Raw genomic sequence first — 26,920 nt, forward strand, 5'->3', positions numbered from 1 at the left:
GTTTGGGGATGCCACAGCTCCCCGCCCCCGATTACCCGGCAGACGTACGCGCCCGGCTGGAGGCCGACGCCAAAGAGGTGATCGCCCGCTACCCCGACTCGCGCTCCGCGCTGCTGCCGCTGCTGCACCTCGTGCAGTCCGAGGACGGGCACGTCACCCGCACCGGTGTCCGCTTCTGCGCCGAACAGCTCGGCCTGACCACGGCCGAGGTCACGGCGGTCTCGACCTTCTACTCCATGTACCGGCGCAAGCCGGGCGGCGACTACCAGGTCGGGGTCTGCACCAACACCCTGTGTGCGGTGATGGGCGGCGACGCCATCTTCGACGAGCTGAAGGAACACCTCGGCGTCGGCAACGGCGAGACCACCGACGACGGCGCCGTCACGCTCGAACACATCGAGTGCAACGCCGCCTGCGACTTCGCGCCCGTCGTGATGGTCAACTGGGAATTCTTCGACAACCAGACCCCGCAGAGCGCAAAGCAGCTGGTCGACGACCTGCGTGCCGGACGGGCCGTCGAGCCCACGCGGGGCGCGCCGCTGTGCACGTACAAGGACACCGCGCGGATGCTCGCCGGGTTCCCCGACGAGCGGCCCGGTGCCGTCGAGGCGTCCGGCGGGGCGGGCGCCGCCTCCCTGATCGGGCTGCGCCTGGCCAAGGGGGAAGGCGCCCCCGGACGCGGCGCGGACCACGTCATCTCCCCGCGCACCGCCGACCACCCCAAGGGGCAGCAGCGGCCCACGCACCCCAGCTCGCACGACGCACCACAAGAGACCTCGGCCTCCGATCCGCACCACCCGGCCGGGCCCGCAGCCGAGGAGGGGGAGTGATGACCGTGGCAGCCGAGAACGGCGGTACCGCCGGGCCCGAGGTCGGGGGAGAGGTCAGCCCCGAGAAGCTCCTCACGCCGGTGCTGTCCGCCTTCTGGGACCAGCCCGAATCCTGGACGCTGGAGACCTACCGGCGGCACGAAGGATACGAGGGCATGCGCAAGGCGCTCGCCATGCCGCCGGACGACGTCATCGCCTACGTCAAGGACGCCGGCCTGCGCGGCCGCGGCGGCGCGGGCTTCCCGACCGGCATGAAGTGGCAGTTCATCCCGCAGGGCGACGGCAAACCGCACTACCTCGTCGTCAACGCCGACGAATCGGAGCCCGGGACCTGCAAGGACATCCCGCTCCTCTTCGCCAATCCGCACTCCCTCATCGAGGGCATCGTGATCGCCTGCCACGCGATCCGGTCGAACCACGCCTTCATCTACCTGCGCGGGGAGGTCGTGCCCGTCCTGCGGCGGCTGCACGAGGCCGTGCGCGAGGCGTACGCGGCGGGCTACCTCGGCAAGAACATCCTCGGCTCGGGGCTCGACCTCGATGTCATCGTGCACGCGGGCGCGGGCGCCTACATCTGCGGTGAGGAAACCGCGCTGCTGGACTCGCTCGAAGGCCGGCGCGGACAGCCCCGGCTGCGTCCCCCCTTCCCGGCGGTGGCGGGCCTCTACGCCTGCCCCACCGTGGTGAACAACGTCGAGTCCATCGCCTCGGTTCCCGCGCTCATGAACCGCGGCAAGGACTGGTTCCGGTCCATGGGCAGCGAGAAGTCCCCGGGCTTCACGCTCTACTCCCTCAGCGGCCACGTCACCAACCCCGGCCAGTACGAAGCCCCGCTGGGCATCACCCTGCGCCAGCTGCTGGACATGAGCGGCGGCATGCGGGCCGGCCACCGGCTGAAGTTCTGGACGCCCGGCGGCTCCTCCACCCCGATGTTCACCGACGAGCACCTCGACGTCCCCCTCGACTACGAGGGCGTCGGCGCGGCCGGATCGATGCTCGGCACCAAGGCACTGCAGTGCTTCGACGAGACCACCTGCGTGGTGCGCGCGGTGACCCGCTGGACGGAGTTCTACGCGCACGAGTCCTGCGGCAAGTGCACACCCTGCCGCGAAGGCACCTACTGGCTGGTGCAGTTGCTCCGCGACATCGAGGCCGGCAAGGGCCGGATGGACGACCTCGACAAGCTCAACGACATCGCCGACAACATCAACGGCAAGTCCTTCTGCGCCCTCGGCGACGGCGCCGCCTCGCCGATCTTCTCCTCGCTCAAGTACTTCCGCGAGGAGTACGAGCAGCACATCACCGGCAAGGGCTGCCCCTTCGACCCCGCCAAGTCGACCGTCTGGGCGGACCACAACGCTCACCTGGGGGTGAATGCATGACCGTCACGACAAATGCCCCCAACGGGGGTGGCGAGGCGGCGATCCCGCCGGAAGACCTCGTCTCCCTGACGATCGACGGCATCGAGATCTCCGTCCCCAAGGGGACGCTGGTCATCCGCGCCGCCGAACTCCTCGGCATCGAGATCCCGCGCTTCTGCGACCACCCGCTGCTCGACCCGGCCGGCGCCTGCCGGCAGTGCATCGTCGAGGTCGAGGGCCAGCGCAAGCCGATGGCCTCGTGCACCATCACCTGCACCGACGGCATGGTCGTCAAGTCGCAGCTCACCTCCCCGGTGGCCGAGAAGGCCCAGCGCGGTGTGATGGAACTGCTGCTGATCAACCACCCGCTGGACTGCCCGGTCTGCGACAAGGGCGGCGAGTGCCCGCTGCAGAACCAGGCGATGCAGGTCGGCGACCCGGAGTCGCGCTTCGAGGGCAAGAAGCGCACCTTCGAGAAGCCGGTGCCGATCTCCACGCAGGTGCTGCTGGACCGTGAGCGGTGCGTGCTGTGCGCGCGCTGCACCCGTTTCAGCAACCAGATCGCCGGCGACCCGATGATCGAACTCCTCGAACGCGGTGCCCTCCAGCAGGTCGGCACCGGCGAGGGCGACCCGTTCGTGTCGTACTTCTCAGGCAACACCATCCAGATCTGCCCGGTCGGCGCGCTCACCTCGGCCGCCTACCGCTTCCGCTCCCGCCCCTTCGACCTGGTCTCCTCGCCGTCGGTGTGCGAGCACTGCGCGGGCGGCTGCGCGACCCGCACCGACCACCGGCGCGGCAAGGTCATGCGGCGGATGGCGCAGAACGACCCCGAGGTCAACGAGGAATGGGTCTGCGACAAGGGGCGGTTCGGCTTCCGCTACGCGCAGCAGCGCGACCGGCTGGAGCACCCGCTGGTCCGCAACGCGGAGTCCGGTGAACTGGAGCCGGCGAGCTGGCCGGAGGCCCTGGAGGCCGCCGCCCGCGGTCTGACGGCCGCCAAGGGGCGCACCGGTGTCCTGACCGGCGGCCGGCTGACCGTCGAGGACGCCTACGCCTACGCCAAGTTCGCCCGGGTCGCCCTGGACACCAACGACGTCGACTTCCGGGCGCGGCCGCACAGCGCGGAGGAAGCCGACTTCCTGGCGGCCAGGGTCGCCGGCCGCGGCCGGGACCTGGACGGCGGGGGTGTCACCTACACCTCGCTGGAGAAGGCACCGGCCGTACTGCTGGCCGGTATCGAGGCCGAGGAGGAGGCCCCGGGCGTCTTCCTGCGGCTGCGCAAGGCACACCGCAAGAGCGGGCAGCGCACCTACGGCCTGGCGCCCTACGCCTCCCGCGGACTGATCAAGGCCGGCGGGACGCTGCTGCCGGCCGCGCCCGGCACCGAGACCGAATGGCTGGACGCGCTCGCGGGCGGCGTCGGCCTGGAGGGCGAGGGGCGGGTCGCCGCCGAAGCGCTGCGGGCCGAGGGCGCGGTCATCGTCGTCGGGGAGCGGCTGGCCTCGGTGCCCGGTGCGCTGACCGCCGCGGTCCGTGCCGCGTCCGCCACCGGCGCCGAACTGGTGTGGATTCCCCGGCGGGCCGGTGAACGGGGCGCCATCGAGGCCGGCGCGCTGCCCGGACTGCTGCCCGGTGGCCGGCCGGCCACCGACCCGCGGGCGCGCGACGAGGTCGCCGCGGCCTGGGGTGTGGCGGCGCTCCCGCACCGGCACGGCCGGGACACCGGCCAGATCATCGAGGCCGCGGCCACCGGCGAGATCGGCGCACTGCTGGTCTCCGGCGTCGAGATCGCGGACCTGCCGGACCCGGCCCGCGCGACGACCGCGCTGGACGAGGTCGGCTTCCTGGTCAGCCTGGAGCTGCGGCCCTCGGCGGTCACCGAGCGGGCCGATGTGGTCCTGCCGGTGGCGGCCGTGGTCGAGAAGGCCGGCACCTTCCTCAACTGGGAGGGCCGGGCGCGGCTGTTCGAGGCCGCACTCAAGCCCGACCAGATGACCCGCAGGCACCTGCTGCCGGACGCCCGCGTCCTGCACATGCTCGCCGACGCCCTCGACGTGCACCTCGCGCTGCCCGACATCCGCTCGGTACGCCGCGAGCTGGACCGGCTCGGCGGCTGGAGCGGACCGTACGCCGGTGAGCCGCTGGAGACCGGACGTCCGCTGCCCCGCCCGGAACCGGGCGAGGCGGTCCTCGCCGGGCACCGGCTGCTGCTGGACCGGGGCCGGCTCCAGGAGGGCGACGAGGCGCTGGCCGGCACCCGGCATCCCGCCGTGGCCCGGATGTCGCAGGCCACCGCGCAGGAGAGCGGCGTCAAGGACGGCGACCTGCTGGCGGTCACCGGGCCGGCCGGCTCGGTGCGGCTGCCTCTTCAGGTCACACCGATGCCCGACCGGGTGGTGTGGCTGCCGCTGAATTCCGTGGGCGGTGGCGTGGCCGCCGACACCGGGGCGCGCCCCGGTGACCTGGTGAAGGTCTCCGCCGTCGCCGGTACGCCGGAGCCGGTTGAGGAAGGGGACGCATGATGGAGCGGCTCGATCAACTGGCCGTCGCGGGAACGGCGCTGGCGCAGGAAGACCTGTCGATGTTCGGCCGCGACCCGTGGTGGCTCGTCGTCATCAAGGCGGTCTTCTGCTTCGCGTTCCTGATGCTGACGGTGCTCTTCTCCATCGTCTGGGAGCGCAAGGTCGTGGCCTGGATGCAGCTGCGCATCGGGCCCAACCGGCACGGCCCCTGGGGCATGCTCCAGTCCCTCGCCGACGGCATCAAGCTGATGCTGAAGGAGGATCTGGTCGTCAAGCGGGCCGACAAGGTCGTCTACATCCTCGCGCCGATCGTGGCGGCCGTACCGGCCTTCATGGCCGTCGCGGTGATCCCGTTCGGCCCCGCGGACAATGAGATCTCGATCTTCGGTCAGCGCACCCCGATGCAGCTCACCGACCTGCCGATCGGCATCCTCTACATCCTGGCGACGGCCTCCATCGGCATCTACGGCATCGTGCTGGCCGGCTGGTCGTCGGGCTCGACGTACCCGCTGCTCGGCGGTCTGCGCTCGTGCGCGCAGATGATCAGCTACGAGATCGCGATGGGTATCTCCTTCGCGGCGGTCTTCCTCTACTCCGGGTCGATGTCGACCTCGACGATCGTGGAGGCGCAGCAGAGCAAGTGGTACGTCCTCCTGCTGCCGGTGTCCTTCATCATCTACATCGTCGCGATGGTGGGCGAGACCAACCGCGCGCCGTTCGACATGCCGGAGTCCGAGGGCGACCTCGTCGGCGGGTTCAACACCGAGTACTCGTCCATCAAGTTCGCGATGTTCATGCTCGCCGAGTACATCAACATGGTCACCGTCTCCGCGGTGGCGGTGACGCTCTTCCTGGGCGGCTGGCGGGCCCCGTACCCGATCACCGCCTTCTGGGAAGGCGCCAACCACGGCTGGTGGCCGCTGCTCTGGTTCGTCATCAAGGTCCAGCTGCTGCTGTTCTTCTTCATCTGGCTGCGCGGCACCCTTCCGCGGGTGCGCTACGACCAGTTCATGAAGCTGGGCTGGAAGGTCCTCATTCCGGTCTCGATGGTCTGGCTGATGCTCGTCGCGACCGTCCGGGCGCTGAAGAACGAGGGCTACCAGTTCCAGGAGATCGTGCTGTACGTCGCCGGGGCCGCGGTCGCCCTGCTGCTGGTCTCGCTCGTCGTGGACTTCTTCCGACGCGGCGAGAAGGAGGAGGAGACGGACGGCGACGGTGTCTTCGACCCGATGGCCGGTGGCTTCCCCGTACCCCCGCTGCCCGGACAGAGCCTGCCTCCCGTGCCGCGCCGACGGCCCCGCTGGGGGTCCTCCCGGGCGACGGGCGAGGAGCGCGAGTTGATTGTCAGTGGCGGAGTGGGCACTGTCAGTGACGGAAACGGAATCGATGGAAAGGGGGGCGACGGTGCCTGAGTTCCAGAACCCCGTGGCCGGCTTCGGCGTGACCTTCAAGGCCATGTTCAAGAAGCGGCTGACCGAGCAGTACCCGGAGGAGAAGAAGCCGACGGCGCCCCGCTTCCACGGCAGGCACCAGCTCAACCGCCATCCGGACGGGCTGGAGAAGTGCATCGGCTGCGAGCTGTGCGCCTGGGCCTGTCCGGCGGACGCGATCTACGTCGAGGGCGCGGACAACACCGAGGAGGAACGCTACTCCCCGGGGGAGCGCTACGGCCGCGTCTACCAGATCAACTACCTGCGCTGCATTCTGTGCGGCCTGTGCGTGGAGGCCTGCCCGACCCGCGCACTGACCATGACCAACGAGTACGAACTCGCCGACAGGTCCCGCACCTCGCTCATCTACACCAAGGAAGAGCTGCTCGCGGGCCTGCAGGACACGATGGTCGACTCACCGCACGCGATCTTCCCCGGCATGACGGAGAAGGACTACTACAACGGTCTGGTGACCGAGGCCGCGCCCGGCACCGTCCGGCAGACCGCCGTCTCCAAGGGGGAGGCGCCGCAGGAAGCCGCCGCCACGACCGGTCCGGACGAGCCCGCGGCGCGGGAGGTGACCGAGCGATGAACTCCCTGGCCGCCGCTGCGGCTTCCACGACCTCGACGGGGGAGGCCGTGCAGTTCTGGATCCTGGGCATCGTCGCCGTCCTCGGCGCGCTGTGCACGATCTTGATGAAGCGGGCCGTGCACAGTGCCCTGTCGCTCGCCGGGACCATGATCATCCTGGCGGTCTTCTACCTCGCCAACGGGGCGTACTTCCTCGGCGTCGTGCAGATCGTGGTCTACACCGGCGCGATCATGATGCTGTTCCTCTTCGTCGTCATGCTGGTCGGTGTCACCGCGGCCGACTCCCTCAAGGAGACGCTCAAGGGCCAGCGCTGGCTCGCCGCCGGTGTGGGCATCGGCTTCGGCATCCTGCTCATCGCGGGCATCGGCAACGCCTCGCTCAAGGAGTTCAACGGCCTCGGCGAGGCCAACGCCGGCGGCAACGTACAGGGCCTGGCCGCACTCATCTTCACCAAGTACGTCTTCGCCTTCGAGCTCACCGGCGCGCTGCTGATCACGGCGGCCGTCGGCGCCATGGTGCTCACCCACCGGGAGCGCACGGAGCGTGCCAAGACCCAGCGCGAGCAGGCCGAGGCGCGGGTCAGGGAAGGCAAGCAGGTGCCGCCGCTGCCCGCCCCGGGTGTCTACGCCCGGCACAACGCGGTGGACATCCCCGGGCTGCTGCCGGACGGCACCACATCCGACCTGACCGTCAGCCCGACACTGCGCCAGCGCGGCCAGATCCGCGATGTCTCGGGTGAGTCGCTCGCCGAACTGAAGGCGCTGGAGCGGCGCTCCGAGGAGTGGCTGGAGCGGGATTCCGAGCCCGAGGCTCCCAGGACCTCGGGACCGGGCGCCGCCTCGCCGAAGGAGGAGGCCAAGAAATGAACCCGGTCTACTACCTCTATCTCGCCGCCCTGCTGTTCACCATCGGCGCGGCCGGGGTGCTGATCAGGCGGAACGCCATCGTGGTGTTCATGTGCATCGAACTGATGCTGAACGCCTGCAATCTCGCCTTCGTGGCCTTCTCGCGGATGCACGGAAATCTGGACGGCCAGATCATCGCGTTCTTCACGATGGTCGTCGCCGCGGCCGAGGTCGTGGTCGGCCTGGCGATCATCGTGTCGATCTTCCGCACCCGTCATACGGCCTCGGTCGACGACGCCAGCCTGATGAAGCTGTAAGGGGTCGCACAAAGTGGAGAACTTGATCGCGCTGCTTGTCGCGGCACCGCTGGTCGGTGCGGCCCTGCTGTTGTGCGGCGGCAAACGACTCGACCGCGCCGGCCACTGGATCGGCACGCTCCTGGCGGCCGCGTCCTTCGCCGTCGCGGTGGTGCTCTTCGCCGACATGCTCGGCAAGGGCGCCGAGGACCGTGCCCTGCACCAGCACCTGTTCAGCTGGATCCCGGTCGGCGGCTTCCAGGCCGACCTCGCCTTCCAGCTCGACCAGTTGTCGATGACCTTCGTCCTGCTGATCACCGGGGTCGGATCCCTGATCCACCTCTACTCGATCGGCTACATGGAGCACGACGAGCGGCGACGCCGCTTCTTCGGCTACCTCAATCTCTTCCTCGCGGCGATGCTGCTGCTCGTCCTCGCGGACAACTACCTCCTGCTGTACGTCGGCTGGGAGGGCGTCGGCCTCGCCTCGTATCTGCTGATCGGCTTCTGGCAGCACAAGCCCAGCGCGGCCACCGCCGCCAAGAAGGCGTTCCTCGTCAACCGCGTCGGTGACGTCGGCCTGTCCATCGCGATCATGCTGATGTTCACGACGTTCGGGACGTTCGCCTTCGGGCCGGTGCTCGCCGCGACCGGCGAAACCGGCGAGGGCACGCTGACGGCCATCGGGCTGATGCTGCTGCTGGCCGCCTGCGGCAAGTCGGCGCAGGTGCCGCTGCAGTCCTGGCTGGGGGACGCGATGGAGGGCCCGACCCCGGTCTCGGCCCTGATCCACGCCGCCACGATGGTCACCGCCGGCGTGTATCTGATCACCCGCTCCGGAGCGATCTTCAACGCCGCCCCGGACGCCCAGACGGCCGTCGTCGTGGTCGGCACGGTCACGCTGCTCTTCGGTGCGATCGTCGGTTGCGCCAAGGACGACATCAAGAAGGCACTGGCCGGTTCGACGATGTCGCAGATCGGCTACATGGTGCTGGCCGCCGGCCTCGGCCCGATCGGTTACGCCTTCGCGATCATGCACCTGGTCACCCACGGCTTCTTCAAGGCGGGCCTCTTCCTCGGCGCCGGTTCCGTGATGCACGGGATGAACGACGAGGTAGACATGCGCCGTTACGGCGGCCTGCGCAAGTACATGCCGATCACCTTCATCACCTTCGGCCTCGGCTATCTGGCGATCATCGGCTTCCCGGGCCTGTCCGGGTTCTTCTCCAAGGACAAGATCATCGAGGCGGCTTTCGCCAAGGGCGGCACCGAGGGCTGGATCCTCGGCGGCGCGGCCCTGCTGGGCGCCGCGATCACCGCGTTCTACATGACGCGGGTGATGCTGATGACGTTCTTCGGCGAGGAGCGCTGGCGCAAGGCGCCGACCCCGTCGCCGGCCGAGTCCGCCGAGTCCGCGGCGCAGACGAGCGGCGAGTACACCGCCCCCCATCCGCACGAGTCCCCGAAGACCATGACGATCCCGATGATCGTGCTGGCCTTCGGATCGGTCTTCGCCGGCGGGCTGTTCAGCATCAACGAAGTCTTTGTGAAGTGGCTGGAGCCGGTCACCTCCTTCGAGCACGGCCACTCGCCGCTCAGTGCCACCGCGGTCACCTCCGCCACGGTCGTGGTCATGCTCATCGGCGTCGGCATCGCCTGGCTGATGTACGGCCGCAAGCCCGTCCCGGGCCTCGCCCCGCGCGGCTCGCTGCTGACCCGGGCCGCCCGCCGCGATCTGCTCCAGGACGACTTCAACCACGTCGTCCTGGTGCGGGGCGGCGAGCATCTCACCCGCACGCTCGTCTACCTCGACCACTCCCTGGTGGACGGCGCGGTCAACGGCACGGCGGCCACGATGGGCGGACTCTCCGGCAGGCTGCGCAAGTTGCAGACCGGCTTCGTCCGCTCCTACGCAGTCCAGATGTTGGGCGGGGCCGCCGTGCTCGTCGCCGCGACCCTGCTGATGAGGGGTGTCTGAGCCATGTCCTTTCCTCTGCTGACGGCGACCGCCGTGGTGCCGGCGATCGGAGCGATCGCCACCGCCGCGGTGCCCGCCGCCAAGCGCACCGCGGCCAAATGGCTGGCGCTGCTGTTCTCGTTGGCCACCTTCGTGCTGGCCGTCGTGATCGCGGTCCGGTTTCGGCCCGGGGCCGAAGGCCCCTTCCAGCTGACCGAATCACACGCCTGGATCAGCGACTTCGGAGTCCGCTACGAACTCGGTGTGGACGGCATCGCGGTCGCCCTGATCGCGCTGACCGCCCTGCTGATCCCGTTCGTGATCCTGGCGGGGTGGCATGACGCCGACCCGCTGGAGACCGCGCCGGGCGACGACGCGGCCGCGGCGGAGGCGAGCCGGCGCTGGCGGCCCACCCAGGGCTTCTTCGCGCTGATCCTGGCCGTCGAGGCGATGGTGATCATCTCCTTCGAGGCCACCGACGTCTTCCTCTTCTACATCTTCTTCGAAGCCATGCTGATCCCGATGTACTTCCTCATCGGAGGCTTCGGGGACCGCGCCGGGCAACACGGCGAGGAGCAGGCCGCCACCCAGCGCTCGTACGCCGCGGTGAAGTTCCTGCTCTACAACCTCGTCGGCGGCCTGATCATGCTGGCCGCGGTGATCGGGCTGTACGCCGCCACCGCCGACCAGCTCGGCACCGGCACCTTCTCGCTGCAGCAGATCGTCGAGGCGCGGGCGTCCGGCCGGCTGGACCTCGGCACGGGCACCGAACGGCTGCTCTTCCTCGGCTTCTTCTTCGCCTTCGCGGTGAAGGCGCCGCTGTGGCCGCTGCACACCTGGCTGCCCAACGCCATGGGCGAGTCGACCGCGCCGATCGCGGTGCTGATCACCGCGGTCGTCGACAAGGTCGGCACGTTCGCGATGCTCCGCTTCTGCCTCCAGCTCTTCCCCGAGGCCAGCAGCTGGGCCACCCCGGTCATCCTGGTCCTCGCGGTGATCAGCGTGATCTACGGCGCGCTGCTCGCCGTCGGCCAGCGGGACATCAAGCGTCTGATCGCCTACGCCTCCATCTCCCACTTCGGGTTCATCGTGCTGGGCATCTTCGCGATGACCTCCCAGGGCCAGGGCGGCGCGACGCTCTACATGGTCAACCACGGCATCTCGACGGCCGCGCTGATGCTGGTGGCAGGCTTCCTGATCAGCCGCCGGGGCTCGCGTCTGATCGCGGACTACGGCGGTGTCCAGAAGGTCGCCCCGGTCCTCGCGGGCACCTTCCTCATCGGCGGGCTCGCGACCCTCTCACTGCCCGGCCTTGCACCGTTCATCAGTGAATTCCTGGTCCTGGTAGGCACGTTCAGCCGCTATCCGGTCATCGGCATCATCGCCACGGCCGGCATCGTCCTCGCCGCGCTCTACGTCCTCGTCCTCTACCAGCGGACGATGACCGGGCCGGTGAAGGCCGAGGTGCGGGGCATGCCGGACCTCAAGGTCCGCGAGCTGGTGGTGGTCACGCCGCTGATCGCGCTGCTGCTCTTCCTCGGGGTGTACCCCAAGCCGCTCACCGACATCGTCAACCCGGCGGTGGACCACACCCTGTCCGTCGTGGACAAGAAGGACCCCAAGCCCGCTGTGCGGGTGGACGCCGTGCCCGGCGGAGGCCACGGCCACGCCGCGCGTGATCAAGACGTGGAGGCCGCGAAGTGAGTTCCGTGGCAAGTGTCCACAGCCTGTGGACAATGGCGGCCGAGGCGCCGGGCAGGATTCCCGCGCCGCACATCGAATACGCCCAGCTGTCGCCCACCCTGATCGTCCTCGGCGCCGCGGTCGTCGGGGTCCTGTTCGAGGCGTTCCTGCCGCGCCGCAGCCGCTACTACGCCCAGCTGCTGCTGTCGGTGGTGGCGCTGGCAGCAGGGTTCGCCGCGGTGATCGGTCTGGCCGCCGGCGGCTTCGGCTCGTCCAAGGCCCACGTCGCCGCGATGGGCGCCATCGCCGTCGACGGGCCCGCACTGTTCCTGCAGGGCACGATCCTGCTGGTGTCCCTGGTCGCCGTCTTCACCTTCGCCGAGCGCCGGCTCGACCCGGCGGCGCACGGCAAGCGGGTGGACTCCTTCGCTGCCCAGGCCGCCGCGGTGCCGGGCGGACAGGCGGAACGGGCCGCGGTCAAGGCCGGTTTCACCACCACCGAGGTCTTCCCGATCGCGCTCTTCGCGGTCGGCGGCATGCTGGTCTTCCCGGCGGCCAACGACCTGCTGACGCTGTTCATCGCGCTGGAGGTCTTCTCCCTCCCGCTGTACATCCTGTGCGCGCTGGCCCGCCGTCAGCGGCTGCTCTCGCAGGAAGCGGCGGTGAAGTACTTCCTGCTCGGTGCGTTCTCCTCCGCCTTCCTCCTGTTCGGCATCGCCCTGCTGTACGGCTACTCCGGCACGGTCACCTACGCCGGGATCGCCGAGGTCGTCGCGGACGGCGCCAAGCAGATCGATCCGGCGCTGGCCGGGACGATGGGCAATGACGCGCTGCTGCTGATCGGCGCGGCGCTGGTGCTGATGGGCCTGCTGTTCAAGGTCGGCGCGGTCCCCTTCCACATGTGGACCCCGGACGTCTACCAGGGCGCCCCGACCCCGGTCACCGGCTTCATGGCGGCGGCCACCAAGGTCGCGGCCTTCGGTGCGCTGCTGCGCCTGCTGTACGTCGTCCTCCCGGGCATGCGCTGGGACTGGCGGCCGGTGATGTGGGGCGTCGCGATCGTCACGATGCTGGGCGGTGCGATCGTCGCGATCACCCAGACCGACATCAAGCGGCTGCTGGCGTACTCCTCCATCGCGCACGCCGGCTTCATCCTCGCCGGTGTCATCGCCACCAGCGAGGACGGCGTCTCGTCGGTGCTCTTCTACCTCGCCGCCTACTCCTTCGTGACGCTCGGCGCCTTCGCCGTGGTCACCCTGGTGCGGGACGCGGGCGGCGAGGCCACACATCTGTCCAAGTGGGCGGGGCTCGGACGGCGTTCGCCGCTGGTGGCCGCGGTCTTCGCCGTCTTCCTGCTGGCCTTCGCCGGTATCCCGCTGACGTCCGGCTTCGCCGGAAAGTTCGCGGTGTTCAAGGCGGCGGCGCAGAGCGGCGCGGGCTGGCTGGTCGTCGTGGGTGTGCTCTCGTCGGCGATCGCCGCGTTCTTCTACATCCGGGTGATCGTGCTGATGTTCTTCAGCGAGCCGAAGGCGGACGGCCCGACGGTCGCGGTGCCCAGCCCGCTGACGACGACGGCCATCGCGATCGGGGTCGCGGTCACCCTGGTGCTCGGCCTGGCGCCGCAGTACTTCCTGGATCTGGCAGGCCAGGCGGGGGTCTTCGTCCGCTGAGGACCGCCCGCCGCCGCGGGCCACGCGCAGACGGACGGCCGCCGCCCGGGACCCCGAGGGGTGCCGGGCGGCGGCCGTTGCCGTCGGTGCGGGTCAGCTGCCGTCGGGCACGCCGCTGGGCAGCTGCGGCATGTCCGGGATCTTCACCTTGCCGTCGGTGGACTTGGTGTACTTCTCGGTGGGGCCGTTCTTCCAGTTGATCGTCAGGCTGTTGCCGTCGGAGCCGGACTTGAGCGTGCCCATGGTGCGGGTGGTGTCCCCGTCGGTGCACTTGAGGGCCGCCATGGTCATCCCGGCCATCTCCTGGATCTTGCCGATGCAGGCCGCCTTGTGGCCGTTGCTGAGCGCGACGGTGCCCTTGCTGATGGCGAGGATGAGCTGCCCGTCCGCCGACTTCGTCGTCCAGGCGCCCTCGATCGTCTTGCTGTCCGCGGGCTTGTCGCTGTCCGGAGTCGACGTTCCGGCCTCCGGCTGCTTGCTCGGAGCGCTCTCCTTGCCGTTGTCGCCGCTGCTTCCGCAACCGCTGAGCAGCATCGCGGCGATGGCGGCCGCCCCGGCGAACTGTGCTGCCTTGCGCACGTACGTCTCCTCCGTTGTGGGACAGGGAGACGTGAGGCTAGCAGCCGGACCCCGGCCCGGGGCGGTGGTGAGCGGGTGCGCGGCGGGTTGCGGCAGCGCCGGTACGGAGTTGGTGTCCGGCTGTGACGTGGTGGGACGACGCGTGGGACGAAACGGGCGGGGCCCGGCCGTGGGCCGCACCGGTCCTGCCCGGCAGCCACTCCGATCGCGGCGCCCGTGGGGCACCGTCCCACAGGCCGTGTCCCCCTGGCGCCTCCCGCCCCGCTCGGCCGTAGCCCGCCGCCTCTGCGGCCGTTCCCGCTATCCCCCGGCGTTCGCGGAGTTCTTGTCCTCCTGGACGGCGCGGTGCACCGCCCGCACCGTCCACACCTCCTTGCCCAGACGCTTGAGGTCGCGGCGCAGGGGCCGGAAGCCGCTGCCGGGCAGCAGCTTCGCGTCCAGGCCGGTCGCCGAGGCCAGGGCCGCGAGGAGGCGCGCGCGGTGGTCGGGGAGGCCGGCCTCGACCGCGGCCCGGAAGCGGGCGTGTGCCGGGCCGAGATGGTCCACCGGGCCGGCCGGGTAGCGGGTGTGCGGGAAGAGGCCCAGGGCGCGCCGGGCCTCTCTGCGCAGCGCGCCGCGCTCCTCCAGCCGCCGCAGGCACAGCCCCTGGGCGGACCTGCCCATGCGGCGGACCCACCGGTGGGCGCGTACGCCGTTGCGCTTCGCGGGCCCGGGGAGGGCCGTCAGCGCCGCGTCCAGCACCGGATCGTTCAGCGGCAGCGGTGCGGTGACGGCTATACGGTCGCCGCGCTCGACGGTGACCCGGCCGGCGGCCTCCAGATCGGCCAGCGCGGCGCCGGCCAGGCCGTACCCCAGATACGCCTGCCGGATCACGGGCCTGCCGCGGACCGGGTCCCACGCCAGCAGCAGCAGTTCCTCGGCGAGGGTGAGGGGAGGCGGCGCGGTGCCCGTCACGTCGCTTCGGGGGCCGGGGTGCGCCGCCCGGCCGATCCGGCGGGCCCGGCCGCGTCCGCCCCGGGAGCCGGTGCGGGCAGGACCCGGCCGGTGACCTCGCCGAGGCCGATCCGGGCGCCGTCGGGGCCCGGTGCCCAGGCCGTGAGCGTGACCTCGTCGCCGTCCTGGAGGTAGGGGCCCTTGCCCTGGGTGAGTTCGAGGAGGCAGCCCAGCTGGTCGGGCTCCGGCCCGGAGACCGTGCCGGAGGCGAACAGATCGCCGGTGCGCAGCGAGGCGCCGTTGACCGTCATATGGGCGAGCTGCTGGGCGGCCGTCCAGTACATGGCGGAGAAGGGCGGGCGCGAGACGGTCTCGCCGTTGACGGTCACCTCGATGCGCAGATCGAGTCCGCCCGGTTCCGTGTCCGCGTCGTCGAGGTAGGGCAGCAGCGGGAAGTCCCGGGCGGGCGGCGGGGTCCGGGCCTCGTCGAGGGCGTCGAGGGGCGTGATCCAGGCGGAGACGGACGTCGCGAAGGACTTGCCGAGGAAGGGGCCGAGCGGCACGTACTCCCACGCCTGGATGTCGCGCGCGGACCAGTCGTTGACGAGGCAGACGCCGAAGACGTGGTCGCGGAAGGCGTCGAGGCCGACCGGCTCGTGGAGGGCGGACGGGGCGCCCACGACGAACCCGACCTCGGCCTCGATGTCCAGGCGGGCGGAGGGGCCGAAGGACGGAGCCGGATCCGCCGGGGCCTTGCGCTGGCCGTTGGGGCGCACCACCGGGGTGCCGGTGACGACGACGGTGCCGGAGCGGCCGTGGTAACCGATCGGCAGGTGCTTCCAGTTGGGGGTGAGCGCCTCGCCGTCCGGGCGGAAGATCCGGCCGACGTTCGTGGCGTGGTGCTCGCTGGCGTAGAAGTCGACGTAGTCGGCGACCTCGAAGGGGAGGTGCAGGGTGACGTCGTCCAGCGGGTGCAGGAGCGGGGCGACGGCGGGGCGGTGCGCGGGGTCGGTCAGGGCGCCGCGGACGGTGGCGCGGACCTCCTGCCAGGCGGTGCGGCCGGCGGCCAGCAGCGGGTTGAGCGTCGGCGCGGCGAGCAGCTCGGCGTGCGGGGTGAGGACGGCGCCGGAGAGCGCGCTCAGGTCGAGGACGTGGCTGCCGTAGCGGACGCCGAGGCGGCGCCGCTCGGGTGCGTCGGCGGTGCTGAACACGCCGTAGGGCAGGGTGTGCGGGCCGAAGGGATCGCCTTCCGCCAGGTCGAACGGGCTCTGCTCGGGCATGGACAGCTCCTCGCGTGCGTCGTCGCCGGTGGGCGGCCGGGCCGGCCGGGGTTCGGGTGTCCTGGCCGGGCGGTCGGCGGGCCGGCCAGGGCCGGCCCGTCCGAGGCTCAGCGTACGGGCGGGCGGGGCGTCGCGGGGCGGCCTGTGGACGGACGAACCGGGCAGTGGGCAAGGTGGCCGGTACGCCGTGCCCCATGTCGGCGCAATGTCCGGAAAACCCGGCAGGGCAGGGGCCGTACGCGTGCTGCCCGATACGTTGCGAAAGCCCTGCGCGCGCGGGGGAAGCGCAGGCACCCCCGCCTCTGTGCGGTGGGTGGGCCATCAGCGAGGATGGCCGAAGAAGGCAGGGTCCAAACGGCAGTCCGGTCCTCGGGCACCGGCGTGACAGCAGGGACTCCTGGGGGCCATGGTGGCCTTGCCGCCTCGTCCCGCGTACGGCAAATCCGCATCAATAGGTGATCAAGAACATTCCGGCCCCGTGGTCGGTTGCTTCCGAGGTGGTTCGAGGGGCGGGCGCTCACGGTGATCGAACTGGGACCGGATACGCTGACCAATGGTGGAGACAGCGACAGATCGACATTCCGTTTGATCGTCAGCAGACAGGAGTACCCCTCGTGACCGTCGTCGGGCCCTTCGGGCTGAGCGTGCGGGACCAGGCTCTTGAGGCCGATGTCCAGGCCGGGTTGGCGGCTGTCGAGGAGGGCCTGCTGGAGGCCACCAAGAGTGACGTGCCGTTCATCACCGAAGCCGCGCAGCATCTCGTGCGCGCGGGAGGCAAGCGGTTCCGTCCGCTGCTGGTGATGCTGGCCGCGCAATTCGGTGACCCCTACACGCCCGGCGTGGTGCCCTCGGCCGTCGTCGTGGAGCTGACGCACCTGGCGACGCTCTATCACGACGACGTGATGGACGAGGCCGATGTGCGCCGTGGTGTGGCCAGCGCCAACGCCCGCTGGGGCAACTCGCTCGCGGTCCTGACCGGCGACTTCCTGTTCGCGCGCGCCTCCCACATCCTCGCCGACCTCGGTCCCGAGGCGGTCCGGATCCAGGCCGAGGCGTTCGAGCGCCTGGTGACCGGGCAGATCCTGGAGACCGCGGGACCGCGCGACGGCCGCGACCCCGTCGACCACTACCTCGACGTCCTCGCCGGCAAGACCGGCTCGCTGGTCGCCGTCGCGTGCCGCTTCGGCGCGATGATGTCGGGCGCCGAGGAGTCCACGGTCAACATCCTCACCCAGTACGGCGAACGGCTCGGTACGGCGTTCCAGCTGGCCGACGACGTCCTGGACATCGCCAGTGACTCGCACGAGTCCGGCAAGACGCCCGGCACGGACCTGCGCGAGGGCGTGCCGACACTGCCGGTGCTGCATCTGCGCGCGCGGGCCGAGAGCGACCAGGGCACCTCCGAGGACCGCGCGCTGTGCGAGCTGCTGGCGGGCGACCTCACCGACGACGCCCGGCACGCCGAGGCGCTGGCCGGGCTGCGCGCCCACCCGGCGCTGGAGCAGGCCCGCCGGGACACCGTGCGCTACGCCGAGGAGGCCCGCGCGACGCTGGCCCCGCTGCCGGCGTGCACGGCCAAGGCGGCCCTCGAAGGTCTGTGCGACGCGGTGGTGCACCGCGCGGGGTGACCTGTGTCGGTGCCGATTTCCCCGCGTTGCCGGATTCTCCGTGATGTCCTGGTCATCCCCTAGGGAATGAGCAGTCTCCAGTCGTACGGGCTACGCCGTGCGGTGACCCGGCGTCATCCCTCAGCAGTAGGACGAGTTGCACCCGCGGGCTGACGCCATGCGCCGTTGCATTTGGTGGGATGGAGAACACCACAACGCGGCGGACGGGCCACCATGAGCCCGAGGGTGGACGAGTGCACAGCGCAGCAGCCGCCGCATACGACGGAGGTAGGGCAGATGCCACGGAACGAACCGACCGAGGTCACCGACGAGTGGGGCGAGGGGCGCTCCCCCAGGCGCCGTAAGGCGGTCCGGTACGCCGTGCCGGCCGCGGTGGCGGGGCTGGCGGCGGCGACGATCGGGCTGGTCCCGGCGTTCGCCGGAGGTTCTCCCGAGCTGCCGCAGATCTCGGCGCAGGAACTGATAGCGAAGATGGCGAAGTCCGATGTCCGGCAGCTGTCCGGCACGGTCCGGGTCAGCGCGGATCTGGGCCTGCCGTCGCTGCCCGGCGGTGGCATCCCCGGCGGCTTCGGCGGCTCCGGCGACCGGGGCAAGAGCAGCGCGTCCGCCGACCCGCAGGCGAAGCTGCTGGAGCTGGCGTCCGGTGCGCACACCCTGCGCGTCGCCGCCGACGGGCCCGAGAAGCAGCGGGTGTCGATCGTCGGTCAGGCCGCCGAGTACAGCCTCATCCACAACGGCGACGAGGTCTGGGCGTACGACAGCGGCAGCAACACCGTCATGCACCGCAAGGCGCCCGGCGGCACCGAGCGCGGCAAGCGGCACGGCCTGCCCGGAGGCATGCCCAAGGACCTCCCGCAGGGGTTGCAGCACGCCACCCCGCAGGACCTCGCCAAGGAGGCCCTGAAGGCGGCGGGTGACACCACGTCGGTGAAGGTCGACGGCACGGCGAAGGTCGCCGGGCGGGACGCCTACCAGCTGTCCATCAAGCCCAAGCAGGCCGGCTCGACGATCGGTGCGATCCGGATCGCCGTGGACGCGGACAACGGCGTGCCGCTGAAGTTCACCCTCACCCCCAAGAGCGGTGGCGCGGCGGTGATCGACGTCGGCTACACCAACGTCGACTTCGCCCGGCCCGACGCGAGCACCTTCGCCTTCACGCCGCCCAAGGGCGCGAAGGTGGTCAACGCCGAGGACGCCGCCAAGGACGCGGCAAAGGAGGCCGCGAAGGAGAAGGCCGGTGCCGCCGGCCACCCGGGCGGCAAGGACCGTGCACCGGGCAAGCACGGCGCGCCGGGCAAGGACCTCACGCCGGGCAACCACGGCCCCCAGGGCAAGGACCTGAAGGACGCCGGCGGACCGGAGGTCATCGGCAAGGGCTGGACCTCGATCGCCACGATCAAGGGTGCCGGCGCCGGGCTGCCCTCCGGCAAGGACCAGGGTGAGGCCGGGGACGCGGGCAAGTTCCTGGACAGCATCGGCGAGAAGGTGTCCGGCGACTTCGGCTCCGGCCGGGTCTTCAGCACCCGCCTGGTCAACGCGCTGGTCACGGACGACGGCACGATCTACGTCGGTGCCGTCGACAAGGAGTCCCTGATCGCGGCGGCCGACGCCGCCAAGTAGCGGACACCGGCGGCCCTGGCGCACCAGGGCCGCCGCCGTGTCCCGGCGGAAGGAGCAGCCGGGGAGCCCGCGCGGCTCCCCGGGGGACGGCCCGGCGCGCCGGAGCTCCGGTGCGCCGGGCACCGGACGATCCTGCGGCAGGATGAGCCGGGTGGGCCGTCACACCGGGCCCGCCCCGTACGGCGCCCGCGGGCGGTGCACCTCGCAGGCACGCCGTACGCCACGCCCATGACGAGGGGGAGCCGATGACACAGCCGCCCTACGCAGGCGCCCGCGCCCGTCCGCAGGCCAGTGAATCCGTGCCCGCGCAACAGCAGCCGGCCGAGGAACGGGTGATCGAGACGCGCGGGCTGACCAAGTCCTACCGCGGCGGCACGCTCGCCGTCGACGGCCTGGACCTCGCCGTACCGCGCGGCAGCGTCTTCGGCTTCCTCGGCCCCAACGGGTCGGGCAAGACCACCACCATCCGCATGCTGATGGGGCTTATCGAACCGACCGCGGGCCACGCCCGGGTGCTCGGCCACCCGATGCCCGACGCCGGCCGCCTGGTCCTGCCCCGGGTCGGCGCCCTCATCGAGGGACCGGCCCTCTACGGCTTCCTCAGCGGCCGCGGCAATCTGCTGCGCTTCGACGCCGCCGACCCGACCGCCGACCCCCGCACCCGCAGGCAGCGGGTGGGGCTGGCGCTGGAGCGGGTGGGACTTGCCGCCGCGGCGGGCAAGAAGGCCCGCGCCTACTCCCTCGGCATGAAGCAGCGGCTCGGCCTGGCCGCGGCCCTGCTCCAGCCCCGGGAGCTGCTGGTCCTCGACGAGCCGACCAACGGCCTCGACCCCCAGGGCATGCGGGAGATCCGCACCCTGGTCCGGGAGCTGGCGGCGGACGGCACCACCGTCTTCCTCTCCTCCCACCTCCTCGACGAGATCGAGCAGGTCTGCACCCATGCCGCCGTGATGTCCCGCGGCCGGCTGGTCACCCAGGGCACGGTCGCCGAGCTCTCCGCCACGGTGCCGGAACCGCGCGGCCCCGGCACGCTGACGGTGACGACGCCCGACACCGCCGACGCGGTCCGGGTCCTGAAGGAACACGGCGTGCGGGGTGTCCAGGTCGCCGACGACCGGGTGACCGGTGAGCTGCCGACGGCGGCCGGTCTGCCCGGTCTGCCGGGGCAGGCCGGGGGCCCGGACCCACGCCGGAGAACCGAGACCCCTCTCGAACTCGCCGACCTCAATGCCGCGCTCGTCCACGCCGGGGTACGCGTGCGTGCGTTCGGCGCCGACCGCGCCTCGCTGGAGGACGTCTTCGTGCATCTGACCGGAGAGGGCTTCGATGTCGCAGGCTGAGGCGGTTCTCTACCGCCCCCGACCGCTGTGGTCGCTGGGGCTGCTGCGGAGCGAGATCGGGATGACCTTCCGGCGGGCGCGCACCCTGGTGCTGCTCGCCGTACTGGCGGGCGTCCCGGTCCTGATCGGTATCGCCGTGAAGATCGAGACCGGCGCCGGCGGCTCCGTGGGGGGCGGGGGAGGCCCGGCGTTCCTCTCGCAGATCACCAACAACGGCCTCTTCCTCGTCTTCACCTCGCTGGCGGCGACGATGCCGCTCTTCCTGCCGATGGCCATCGGGGTGATCGCGGGCGACTCGATCGCGGGCGAGGCCGGCAGCGGAACGCTGCGCTACCTCCTCGTCGCCCCCTCGGGACGCACCCGCCTGCTGCTGGTCAAGTACGCCGCGACGATGGCCTTCTGCCTGGTGGGCGCGCTGGTCGTGGCCCTGTCGGCGCTGCTGACCGGCGCGTTGCTCTTTCCTCTGGGCGAGGTGACCCTGCTCTCCGGTGCGACCGTGTCCTTCGGTGAGGGGCTGCTGCGCGCGCTGGCGATGGCGGGAGTGGTGGCGCTCTCGCTCATCGGGGTGGCCGCCATCGGCCTGTTCGTCTCGACGCTCACCCACAGCGGCATCGCGGCGATGGCGACCACGGTCGGGCTGCTGATCACGGTGCAGCTCCTGGACACCGTCCCGCAGTTGGGGTCCCTGCAGCCGTATCTCTTCCCGCACTACTGGCTGTCCTTCGCGGATCTGCTGCGCGACCCCGTCTACTGGGACCAGTTGCAGAAGAACCTCGGGCTCCAGGCGCTGTACGCCGCGCTCTTCGGCTCGGCGGCCTGGGCGCGGTTCACCACCCGGGACGTCACGGTCTAGCGGGGCCGGGAGGCGAACCGCGACCCGCCGTCAGGGCTTGGCGGCGGGCCCCGTGGGGGCCTCCGGGGCCTGCTGCGGTGTCTCCAGCACGGTCGCCTCCACCGCGCCCTGAGCCGCCGCTGCCTGCGCTGCCGCTTGTGCCGCCTCCGCGGCTGCCTCGCCGGCCCGCGCGCCGGCCGCGGTGAGGGCGCTGCGACCGCGCCGGGCGGTCCGCAGCGCGTCGAACGTCAGCACCGAAAGCGCCAGCCACACCAGGGCGAATCCGGCCCAGCGCTCGGGCGGCATCTCCTCGTGGAAGACCGTCAGTCCGAGGACGAACTGGAACGTCGGCGCCAGATACTGCAGCATCCCGAGCGTCGTCAGCGGCAGCCGCACCGCCGCGGCGCCGAAGCAGATCAGCGGCACGGCGGTCGCGATGCCGCAGGCCGCGAGGAGCAGCGACTGGCCCACGCCGCCGCTGGTGAAGCTGGACTCGCCACGGCTGCCGAGGAAGAACAGGATGCCCAGGGCCGGCAGCAGCTGGAGCGCCGTCTCGGCGCTGAAGCCCTCGATGCCGTCGAGCTTGATGCCCTTCTTGACCAGCCCGTACGTGGCGAACGAGAAGGCCAGTCCGAGCGCGATCCAGGGCACCTTGCCGTAGGCGACGGTCATCACGACGACGGCGGTGGTGCCGACGCCGACGGCCGTCCACTGCAGCGGCCGCAGGCGCTCGCGCAGCACCAGCACGCCGAACGCGATGCTGACCAGCGGGTTGATGAAGTAGCCCAGGGAGGCTTCCAGGACGTGCCCGGCGTTGACCGCCCAGATGTAGAGGAACCAGTTCACCGAGATGACGCAGGCGCAGACCAGGATCAGCCCGAGCCGTCCGGGGCGGCGCAGGAGCGGGCGTATCCAGGCCCAGCGGCGCAGCACGGTCAGGATGATGACGGCGACGGGCAGGGACCACGCCATGCGGTGGGCGAGGATCTCCGACGGCGAGGCCGCGTCCAGCAGGTGCCAGTAGAGCGGCAGCAGTCCCCACATGCCGTACGCGGCGAAGCCGTAGGCGAGTCCTGTGCGCTGATCGCTTCGAAGCTGCAAGGGGCCCTCCCGGTGGCGCTGCGTCGACCTGTGAAAGGTAGCGTCGTCCGGCGTTCCTGTCATGCCCGTAAAGAAATACGGTCATGACCTCCGGGGCGGGGCGGGAGCGCGTCAGCTCTGCGCCGGCAGGTCCTTGAGCGCCTCGGCGATCGCCTCGGCGATGGGTGTGGTCGGGCGGCCGAGCAGACGGGACAGGTCGCCGGGGGTGGAGCCCAGCTCGCCGCGGGCGATCCCGGCGTCCGCGTCGGCGGCCAGCTGCGCGCCCATCGCCGGCACACCCGAGTCGATCAGCAGCGCGGCGTACCGTTCCTGCGGCAGATCCTGGTAGCGGATCTCCCGTCCCGTCTGCCGGGACACCTCGGCCGCGTACTCGGCCATCGTCCACGCGGTGTCCCCGCTCAGCTCGTGGACGGACCTCTCGTGGCCGCTGCCCGTGAGGACGGCGGCGGCCGCCTCGGCGTAGTCCCGGCGCGCGGCGGTGGCCACCCGCCCGCCGCCGGCGCTGCCGACCACCGCTCCGGTCTTCAGGGTGGTGGCGAGCGCGCCGGTGTAGTTCTCGTGGTGCCAGCCGTTGCGCAGCAGGCTGTAGGGCACTCCGGACGCGAGCAGCGCCTGCTCGGTGGCGATGTGCTCCTCGGCGATGCGGAAGGTGGCCGTCGGCCCGCCCAGGATGCTGGTGTAGGCGAGCAGCCCGACGCGGGCCTCCCGGGCGGCGTCGATGACCGCGCGGTGCCGGCCGACGCGCTGCCCGGCCTCGTTCCCGGAGATGAGCAGCGCCCGGTCGCCGGCCGAGAAGACGTCCTGGAGCGTCTCGGGCCTGCGGTAGTCGGCGATCCGTACGTCGACGCCGCGGGCCGCGAGGTCCGCGGCCCTGGCCCGGTCGCGGGCGACCGCGACGATCTCGTCCGCCGCCGACCGGTCCAGCAGCGCGTCGATGACGAGCCGGCCGAGGGCCCCGGTGGCGCCGGCGACGACGATGGGCATGTGCAACCCCCAGGCGGAGTGGAAGCCGCCAGCATCGCACTCGCCGTCCGGCCGCAGAAGAGACGCGCCGCACCTGTCGCCCCCGCCCCGCCGGACGGATCGATGCGGCCGTTCCCGCGCCCGCCGGCAGCGCTCCGCGCACGACGAACGGGTGCCCGGTTAAGGAGAGCGCGATGCGGGCGCTGTCCTGCCGGACACCCGTAGGCGTCGCGAAGGGGATCCTCGGTCAGCCGACGACCGTCCAGGTGTCGTTTCCGGCCAGCAGGGAGGCGAGGTCGCCCTTGCCCTTCTGCTCGATGGCGGAGTCGAGCTGGTCGGACATCAGCGTGTCGTAGACCGGCCGGTCGACGCTGCGCAGCACACCGATGGGGGTGTGGTGCAGGGTGTCGGGGTCGGCCAGCCGCGAGAGGGCGAACGCGGTGGTGGGCGAGGGGTTGTGGGCGTCGTGCACCAGCACACCGCCGGCGCCCTCCTCCCGTACGTCGATGACCTTGAGGTCGCCGGTGGCGGGGTCGCGGACGACGCCCTTGGAGCCGAAGCCGTCGGGAGCGAGCGCACCGAAGCGGATCGGCTGGCCGTGCTCCAGGCGGATGACGGCTTCCTCGGCCCGCTCCTTGTCCTTGAGGGCCTCGAACGCGCCGTCGTTGAAGATGTTGCAGTTCTGGTAGATCTCCACCAGCGCCGTCCCCGGATGGGCGGCGGCCTCGCGCAGCACCGAGGTGAGGTGCTTGCGGTCGGAGTCGACGGTGCGGGCGACGAAGGACGCCTCGGCGCCGATCGCCAGCGAGACCGGGTTGAACGGCGCGTCGAGCGAGCCCATCGGCGTCGACTTGGTGATCTTGCCGACCTCGGAGGTGGGGCTGTACTGGCCCTTGGTCAGCCCGTAGATCCGGTTGTTGAACAGCAGGATCTTGAGGTTGACGTTGCGCCGCAGGGCGTGGATGAGGTGGTTGCCGCCGATGGACAGCGCGTCGCCGTCGCCGGTGACGACCCAGACGGACAGGTCGCGCCGCGAGGACGCCAGGCCGGTGGCGATGGCCGGGGCGCGGCCGTGGATGGAGTGCATCCCGTAGGTGTTCATGTAGTACGGGAAGCGGGAGGAGCAGCCGATGCCGGAGACGAAGACGATGTTCTCCTTCGCCAGGCCGAGTTCGGGCATGAAGCCCTGCACGGCGGCGAGGACGGCGTAGTCACCGCAGCCGGGGCACCAGCGCACTTCCTGATCGGACTTGAAGTCCTTCATGGACTGCTTGGCGTCGGCCTTGGGCACCAGGGAGAGTGCCTCGATCTTCGAGGAGCTCTCCGCGATCGTCTCAGTCATTGATGGCCTCCTTAAAGACCTCCGCGAGCTGCTCGGCCTTGAACGGCATGCCGCTGACCTGGGTGTGCGAGCGCGCGTCCACGAGGTACTTGGCGCGCAGCAGTGTGGCGAGCTGTCCGAGGTTCATCTCCGGCACGATCACCTTGTCGTAACGCGCCAGGACCTCCCCGAGATTCCGCGGGAAGGGGTTGAGATGGCGCAGATGGGCCTGCGCGATGCGCTCCCCCGCGCCCCTTACGCGCCGTACCGCCGCGGTGATCGGGCCGTAGGTCGAACCCCAGCCCAGGACAAGGGTGTCGGCGCCCTCGCCGGTCGCGTCCGCCGGATCGTCGACCTCGACGTCGGGCACCTCGATGCCGTCCACCTTCGCCTGGCGGGTGCGCACCATGAAGTCGTGGTTGGCGGGGTCGTAGGAGATGTTGCCGGTGCCGTCCTGCTTCTCGATACCGCCGATGCGGTGCTCCAGGCCCGGTGTGCCCGGCACCGCCCAGGGGCGGGCCAGGGTCTGCTCGTCGCGCTTGTAGGGCCAGAAGACCTCGGTGCCGTCCGCCAGCTGGTGGTTGGGGCCGGAGGCGAACTGGACGCGAAGATCGGGCAGTTCGTCGATGTCGGGGATCCGCCACGGCTCGGAGCCGTTGGCCAGGTAGCCGTCGGAGAGCAGGAAGACCGGGGTGCGGTACGTGAGCGCGATACGGGCCGCGTCCAGGGTCGCGTCGAAGCAGTCGGCGGGCGTCCGCGGGGCCACGATCGGCACCGGCGCCTCGCCGTTGCGCCCGTACATCGCCTGGAGGAGGTCGGCCTGCTCGGTCTTGGTCGGCAGGCCCGTCGAGGGGCCGCCGCGCTGGATGGCGACCACGAGCAGCGGCAGCTCCAGCGACACCGCGAGCCCGATGGTCTCCGACTTCAGCGCGACACCCGGGCCGGACGTCGTGGTGACCGCGAGCTGCCCCCCGAACGCGGCGCCCAGCGCCGCCCCGATGGCCGCGATCTCGTCCTCCGCCTGGAACGTCCGCACACCGAAGTTCTTGTGCTTGGACAGCTCGTGCAGGATGTCGGAGGCCGGGGTGATCGGGTACGAGCCCAGGTACACCGGCAGGTCCGCCTGCTTGCCCGCGGCGACGAGCCCGTAGGACAGCGCCAGGTTGCCGGAGATGTTGCGGTACGTGCCGGTGGGGAACGCCTTCGTGGCCGGTGCGACCTCGTAGGAGACCGCGAAGTCCTCGGTGGTCTCGCCGAAGTTCCAGCCCGCGCGGAACGCGGCGACATTCGCCTCCGCGATGTCCGGCTTCTTGGCGAACTTCGCCCGCAGGAACTTCTCGGTGCCCTCCGTCGGCCGGTGGTACATCCACGACAGCAGGCCGAGCGCGAACATGTTCTTGCTGCGCTCGGCCTCCTTGCGGGAGAGCCCGAAGTCCTTCAGCGCCTCGATCGTCAGCGTCGTCAGCGGCACCGGGTGGACGTGGTACGCCTCCAGCGAGCCGTCCTCCAGCGGGCTGGTCGCGTAGCCGACCTTCGCCATGGGGCGCTTGGTGAACTCGTCGGTGTTCACGATGATGTCCGCGCCGCGGGGCACATCGGCGAGATTCGCCTTGAGGGCGGCGGGGTTCATCGCGACCAGCACGTTGGGCGCGTCACCGGGCGTGAGGATGTCGTGGTCCGCGAAGTGCAGCTGGAAGCTGGAGACGCCCGGCAGGGTGCCGGCAGGGGCCCGGATCTCGGCGGGGAAGTTCGGCAGCGTCGACAGGTCGTTGCCGAAGGTCGCCGTCTCGGAGGTGAACCGGTCGCCGGTGAGCTGCATACCGTCACCGGAGTCGCCCGCGAACCGGATGATGACACGGTCCAGCCGGCGGACTTCCTTGCCTCCGCCGCCGTCCCCGGATGAGCGCTGCTCCCCGACAAGCGCTCCGTCGGCCTGCTCGGCTGGGCTACTGACCTGGCTCGTCACTGCTTCGGACCTCCCTCGAGGCGTGGGGCGTCCCCGCCGGAGGCAGGGCCTGGGACGTGTCGTACCGACTGGTTGTCCCCGCTGCATCGTACGTGGGTAAGGGTGTCCTTCCCTGGGCCGATCACATATTGGACGTCAATATGAGACGCAAATTCGTCCTTATTTGTC

General features: G+C 71.1%; 21 protein-coding genes. 14 read left to right on the forward strand and 7 right to left on the reverse strand.

Going from position 1 to position 26,920, the window contains the following annotated elements:
* Positions 1–8 precede the first annotated feature (8 nt).
* From nuoE to nuoN, 10 genes are read left to right on the forward strand one after another with little or no spacing between them, the layout of a single operon-like run.
* A complete protein-coding gene (nuoE, locus tag QOM21_RS19830; protein ID WP_407555729.1) occupies positions 9–830 on the forward strand; it encodes an NADH-quinone oxidoreductase subunit NuoE in 822 nt (273 codons plus the stop codon).
* Positions 830–2,212 carry an NADH-quinone oxidoreductase subunit NuoF gene (gene nuoF / locus QOM21_RS19835; RefSeq protein ID WP_407551890.1) on the forward strand — a complete coding sequence of 461 codons (1,383 nt, stop codon included), beginning with the start codon at positions 830–832 and terminating at the stop codon, positions 2,210–2,212. Before nuoE ends, nuoF begins: the two co-directional genes overlap by 1 nt.
* Positions 2,209–4,716 carry an NADH-quinone oxidoreductase subunit G gene (locus QOM21_RS19840; RefSeq protein WP_407551892.1) on the forward strand — a complete coding sequence of 836 codons (2,508 nt, stop codon included), beginning with the start codon at positions 2,209–2,211 and terminating at the stop codon, positions 4,714–4,716. The genes nuoF and QOM21_RS19840 overlap by 4 nt, the downstream gene beginning before the upstream one ends.
* Entirely contained in the window at positions 4,716–6,128 is a 1,413-nt protein-coding gene (gene nuoH, locus QOM21_RS19845) for an NADH-quinone oxidoreductase subunit NuoH (protein WP_407555730.1), read from the forward strand. Before QOM21_RS19840 ends, nuoH begins: the two co-directional genes overlap by 1 nt.
* Positions 6,121–6,738 (forward strand): NADH-quinone oxidoreductase subunit NuoI, encoded by a 618-nt coding sequence (gene nuoI, locus QOM21_RS19850; protein ID WP_407551894.1) that lies wholly within the window; start codon positions 6,121–6,123, stop codon positions 6,736–6,738. Before nuoH ends, nuoI begins: the two co-directional genes overlap by 8 nt.
* On the forward strand, positions 6,735–7,604 hold the full coding sequence (locus tag QOM21_RS19855; protein WP_407551895.1) for an NADH-quinone oxidoreductase subunit J: 870 nt from the start codon (positions 6,735–6,737) through the stop codon (positions 7,602–7,604). The genes nuoI and QOM21_RS19855 overlap by 4 nt, the downstream gene beginning before the upstream one ends.
* Positions 7,601–7,900 carry an NADH-quinone oxidoreductase subunit NuoK gene (gene nuoK, locus QOM21_RS19860; RefSeq protein ID WP_393892757.1) on the forward strand — a complete coding sequence of 100 codons (300 nt, stop codon included), beginning with the start codon at positions 7,601–7,603 and terminating at the stop codon, positions 7,898–7,900. Before QOM21_RS19855 ends, nuoK begins: the two co-directional genes overlap by 4 nt.
* Before the next feature lie 13 nt (positions 7,901–7,913).
* Positions 7,914–9,857 carry an NADH-quinone oxidoreductase subunit L gene (nuoL, locus tag QOM21_RS19865; RefSeq protein ID WP_407551897.1) on the forward strand — a complete coding sequence of 648 codons (1,944 nt, stop codon included), beginning with the start codon at positions 7,914–7,916 and terminating at the stop codon, positions 9,855–9,857.
* A gap of 3 nt (positions 9,858–9,860) precedes the next feature.
* On the forward strand, positions 9,861–11,540 hold the full coding sequence (locus QOM21_RS19870) for an NADH-quinone oxidoreductase subunit M (protein WP_407551899.1): 1,680 nt from the start codon (positions 9,861–9,863) through the stop codon (positions 11,538–11,540).
* Between the two features lie 32 nt (positions 11,541–11,572).
* Positions 11,573–13,189, forward strand: a complete 1,617-nt coding sequence (nuoN, locus tag QOM21_RS19875) for an NADH-quinone oxidoreductase subunit NuoN (RefSeq protein WP_407555731.1) — start codon at positions 11,573–11,575, stop codon at positions 13,187–13,189.
* A 93-nt stretch (positions 13,190–13,282) separates the two neighbouring features.
* Here the strand turns inward: nuoN and QOM21_RS19880 are convergent, their stop codons facing one another.
* The 3 genes from QOM21_RS19880 to fahA form a co-directional block, all read right to left on the reverse strand.
* Positions 13,283–13,768: a hypothetical protein gene (locus tag QOM21_RS19880; RefSeq protein ID WP_407551901.1), complete on the reverse strand. Its 486-nt coding sequence runs from the start codon at positions 13,766–13,768 to the stop codon at positions 13,283–13,285.
* A gap of 300 nt (positions 13,769–14,068) precedes the next feature.
* Entirely contained in the window at positions 14,069–14,722 is a 654-nt protein-coding gene (locus QOM21_RS19885; protein ID WP_407551902.1) for a GPP34 family phosphoprotein, read from the reverse strand.
* A complete protein-coding gene (gene fahA, locus QOM21_RS19890; protein WP_407551904.1) occupies positions 14,719–15,981 on the reverse strand; it encodes a fumarylacetoacetase in 1,263 nt (420 codons plus the stop codon). Before fahA ends, QOM21_RS19885 begins: the two co-directional genes overlap by 4 nt.
* Positions 15,982–16,595: 614 nt before the next feature.
* On the opposite strand from fahA, the gene QOM21_RS19895 reads away from it, so the two are divergent.
* The 4 genes from QOM21_RS19895 to QOM21_RS19910 all read left to right on the forward strand — a co-directional run bounded on the left by QOM21_RS19895 (position 16,596) and on the right by QOM21_RS19910 (position 21,422).
* The gene (locus tag QOM21_RS19895; RefSeq protein WP_407551906.1) at positions 16,596–17,609 is read left to right on the forward strand and encodes a polyprenyl synthetase family protein; all 1,014 of its coding nucleotides are present in this window, start codon (positions 16,596–16,598) and stop codon (positions 17,607–17,609) included.
* 276 nt (positions 17,610–17,885) lie between these two features.
* On the forward strand, positions 17,886–19,229 hold the full coding sequence (locus QOM21_RS19900; RefSeq protein WP_407551908.1) for a LolA family protein: 1,344 nt from the start codon (positions 17,886–17,888) through the stop codon (positions 19,227–19,229).
* Positions 19,230–19,474: 245 nt separating this feature from the next.
* Positions 19,475–20,569, forward strand: coding sequence for an ABC transporter ATP-binding protein (locus QOM21_RS19905; protein ID WP_407551909.1), 1,095 nt, complete (start codon positions 19,475–19,477; stop codon positions 20,567–20,569).
* The gene (locus QOM21_RS19910; RefSeq protein ID WP_407551911.1) at positions 20,556–21,422 is read left to right on the forward strand and encodes an ABC transporter permease; all 867 of its coding nucleotides are present in this window, start codon (positions 20,556–20,558) and stop codon (positions 21,420–21,422) included. The genes QOM21_RS19905 and QOM21_RS19910 overlap by 14 nt, the downstream gene beginning before the upstream one ends.
* 30 nt (positions 21,423–21,452) lie before the next feature.
* On the opposite strand, the gene rarD is transcribed toward QOM21_RS19910, so the two are convergent.
* The 4 genes from rarD to QOM21_RS19930 all read right to left on the reverse strand — a co-directional run bounded on the left by rarD (position 21,453) and on the right by QOM21_RS19930 (position 26,752).
* Positions 21,453–22,502 carry an EamA family transporter RarD gene (gene rarD, locus QOM21_RS19915; protein ID WP_407551913.1) on the reverse strand — a complete coding sequence of 350 codons (1,050 nt, stop codon included), beginning with the start codon at positions 22,500–22,502 and terminating at the stop codon, positions 21,453–21,455.
* A gap of 111 nt (positions 22,503–22,613) precedes the next feature.
* Complete coding sequence (locus QOM21_RS19920; RefSeq protein WP_407551915.1) at positions 22,614–23,486, reverse strand: NAD(P)H-binding protein; 873 nt, start codon at positions 23,484–23,486, stop codon at positions 22,614–22,616.
* 226 nt (positions 23,487–23,712) lie between these two features.
* Positions 23,713–24,807 (reverse strand): 2-oxoacid:ferredoxin oxidoreductase subunit beta, encoded by a 1,095-nt coding sequence (locus tag QOM21_RS19925; RefSeq protein ID WP_407551916.1) that lies wholly within the window; start codon positions 24,805–24,807, stop codon positions 23,713–23,715.
* Positions 24,800–26,752 carry a 2-oxoacid:acceptor oxidoreductase subunit alpha gene (locus tag QOM21_RS19930; protein ID WP_407551918.1) on the reverse strand — a complete coding sequence of 651 codons (1,953 nt, stop codon included), beginning with the start codon at positions 26,750–26,752 and terminating at the stop codon, positions 24,800–24,802. The genes QOM21_RS19925 and QOM21_RS19930 overlap by 8 nt, the downstream gene beginning before the upstream one ends.
* Between the last annotated feature and the right edge of the window lie 168 nt (positions 26,753–26,920).

This window comes from Streptomyces sp. Pv4-95 (assembly GCF_045782725.1).
GTDB lineage: Bacteria > Actinomycetota > Actinomycetes > Streptomycetales > Streptomycetaceae > Streptomyces.

Coding starts and splice junctions, on each gene's coding strand:
- nuoK (WP_393892757.1), top strand. CDS start 7,601: ATGAACCCGGTCTACTACCTCTATCTCGCCGCCCTGCTGTTCACCATC.
- QOM21_RS19855 (WP_407551895.1), top strand. CDS start 6,735: ATGAACTCCCTGGCCGCCGCTGCGGCTTCCACGACCTCGACGGGGGAG.
- QOM21_RS19905 (WP_407551909.1), top strand. CDS start 19,475: ATGACACAGCCGCCCTACGCAGGCGCCCGCGCCCGTCCGCAGGCCAGT.
- QOM21_RS19925 (WP_407551916.1), bottom strand. CDS start 24,807: ATGACTGAGACGATCGCGGAGAGCTCCTCGAAGATCGAGGCACTCTCC.
- QOM21_RS19920 (WP_407551915.1), bottom strand. CDS start 23,486: ATGCCCATCGTCGTCGCCGGCGCCACCGGGGCCCTCGGCCGGCTCGTC.
- QOM21_RS19840 (WP_407551892.1), top strand. CDS start 2,209: ATGACCGTCACGACAAATGCCCCCAACGGGGGTGGCGAGGCGGCGATC.
- QOM21_RS19910 (WP_407551911.1), top strand. CDS start 20,556: ATGTCGCAGGCTGAGGCGGTTCTCTACCGCCCCCGACCGCTGTGGTCG.
- nuoH (WP_407555730.1), top strand. CDS start 4,716: ATGGAGCGGCTCGATCAACTGGCCGTCGCGGGAACGGCGCTGGCGCAG.
- fahA (WP_407551904.1), bottom strand. CDS start 15,981: ATGCCCGAGCAGAGCCCGTTCGACCTGGCGGAAGGCGATCCCTTCGGC.
- QOM21_RS19870 (WP_407551899.1), top strand. CDS start 9,861: ATGTCCTTTCCTCTGCTGACGGCGACCGCCGTGGTGCCGGCGATCGGA.
- nuoF (WP_407551890.1), top strand. CDS start 830: ATGACCGTGGCAGCCGAGAACGGCGGTACCGCCGGGCCCGAGGTCGGG.
- nuoN (WP_407555731.1), top strand. CDS start 11,573: ATGGCGGCCGAGGCGCCGGGCAGGATTCCCGCGCCGCACATCGAATAC.
- nuoE (WP_407555729.1), top strand. CDS start 9: ATGCCACAGCTCCCCGCCCCCGATTACCCGGCAGACGTACGCGCCCGG.
- QOM21_RS19900 (WP_407551908.1), top strand. CDS start 17,886: ATGCCACGGAACGAACCGACCGAGGTCACCGACGAGTGGGGCGAGGGG.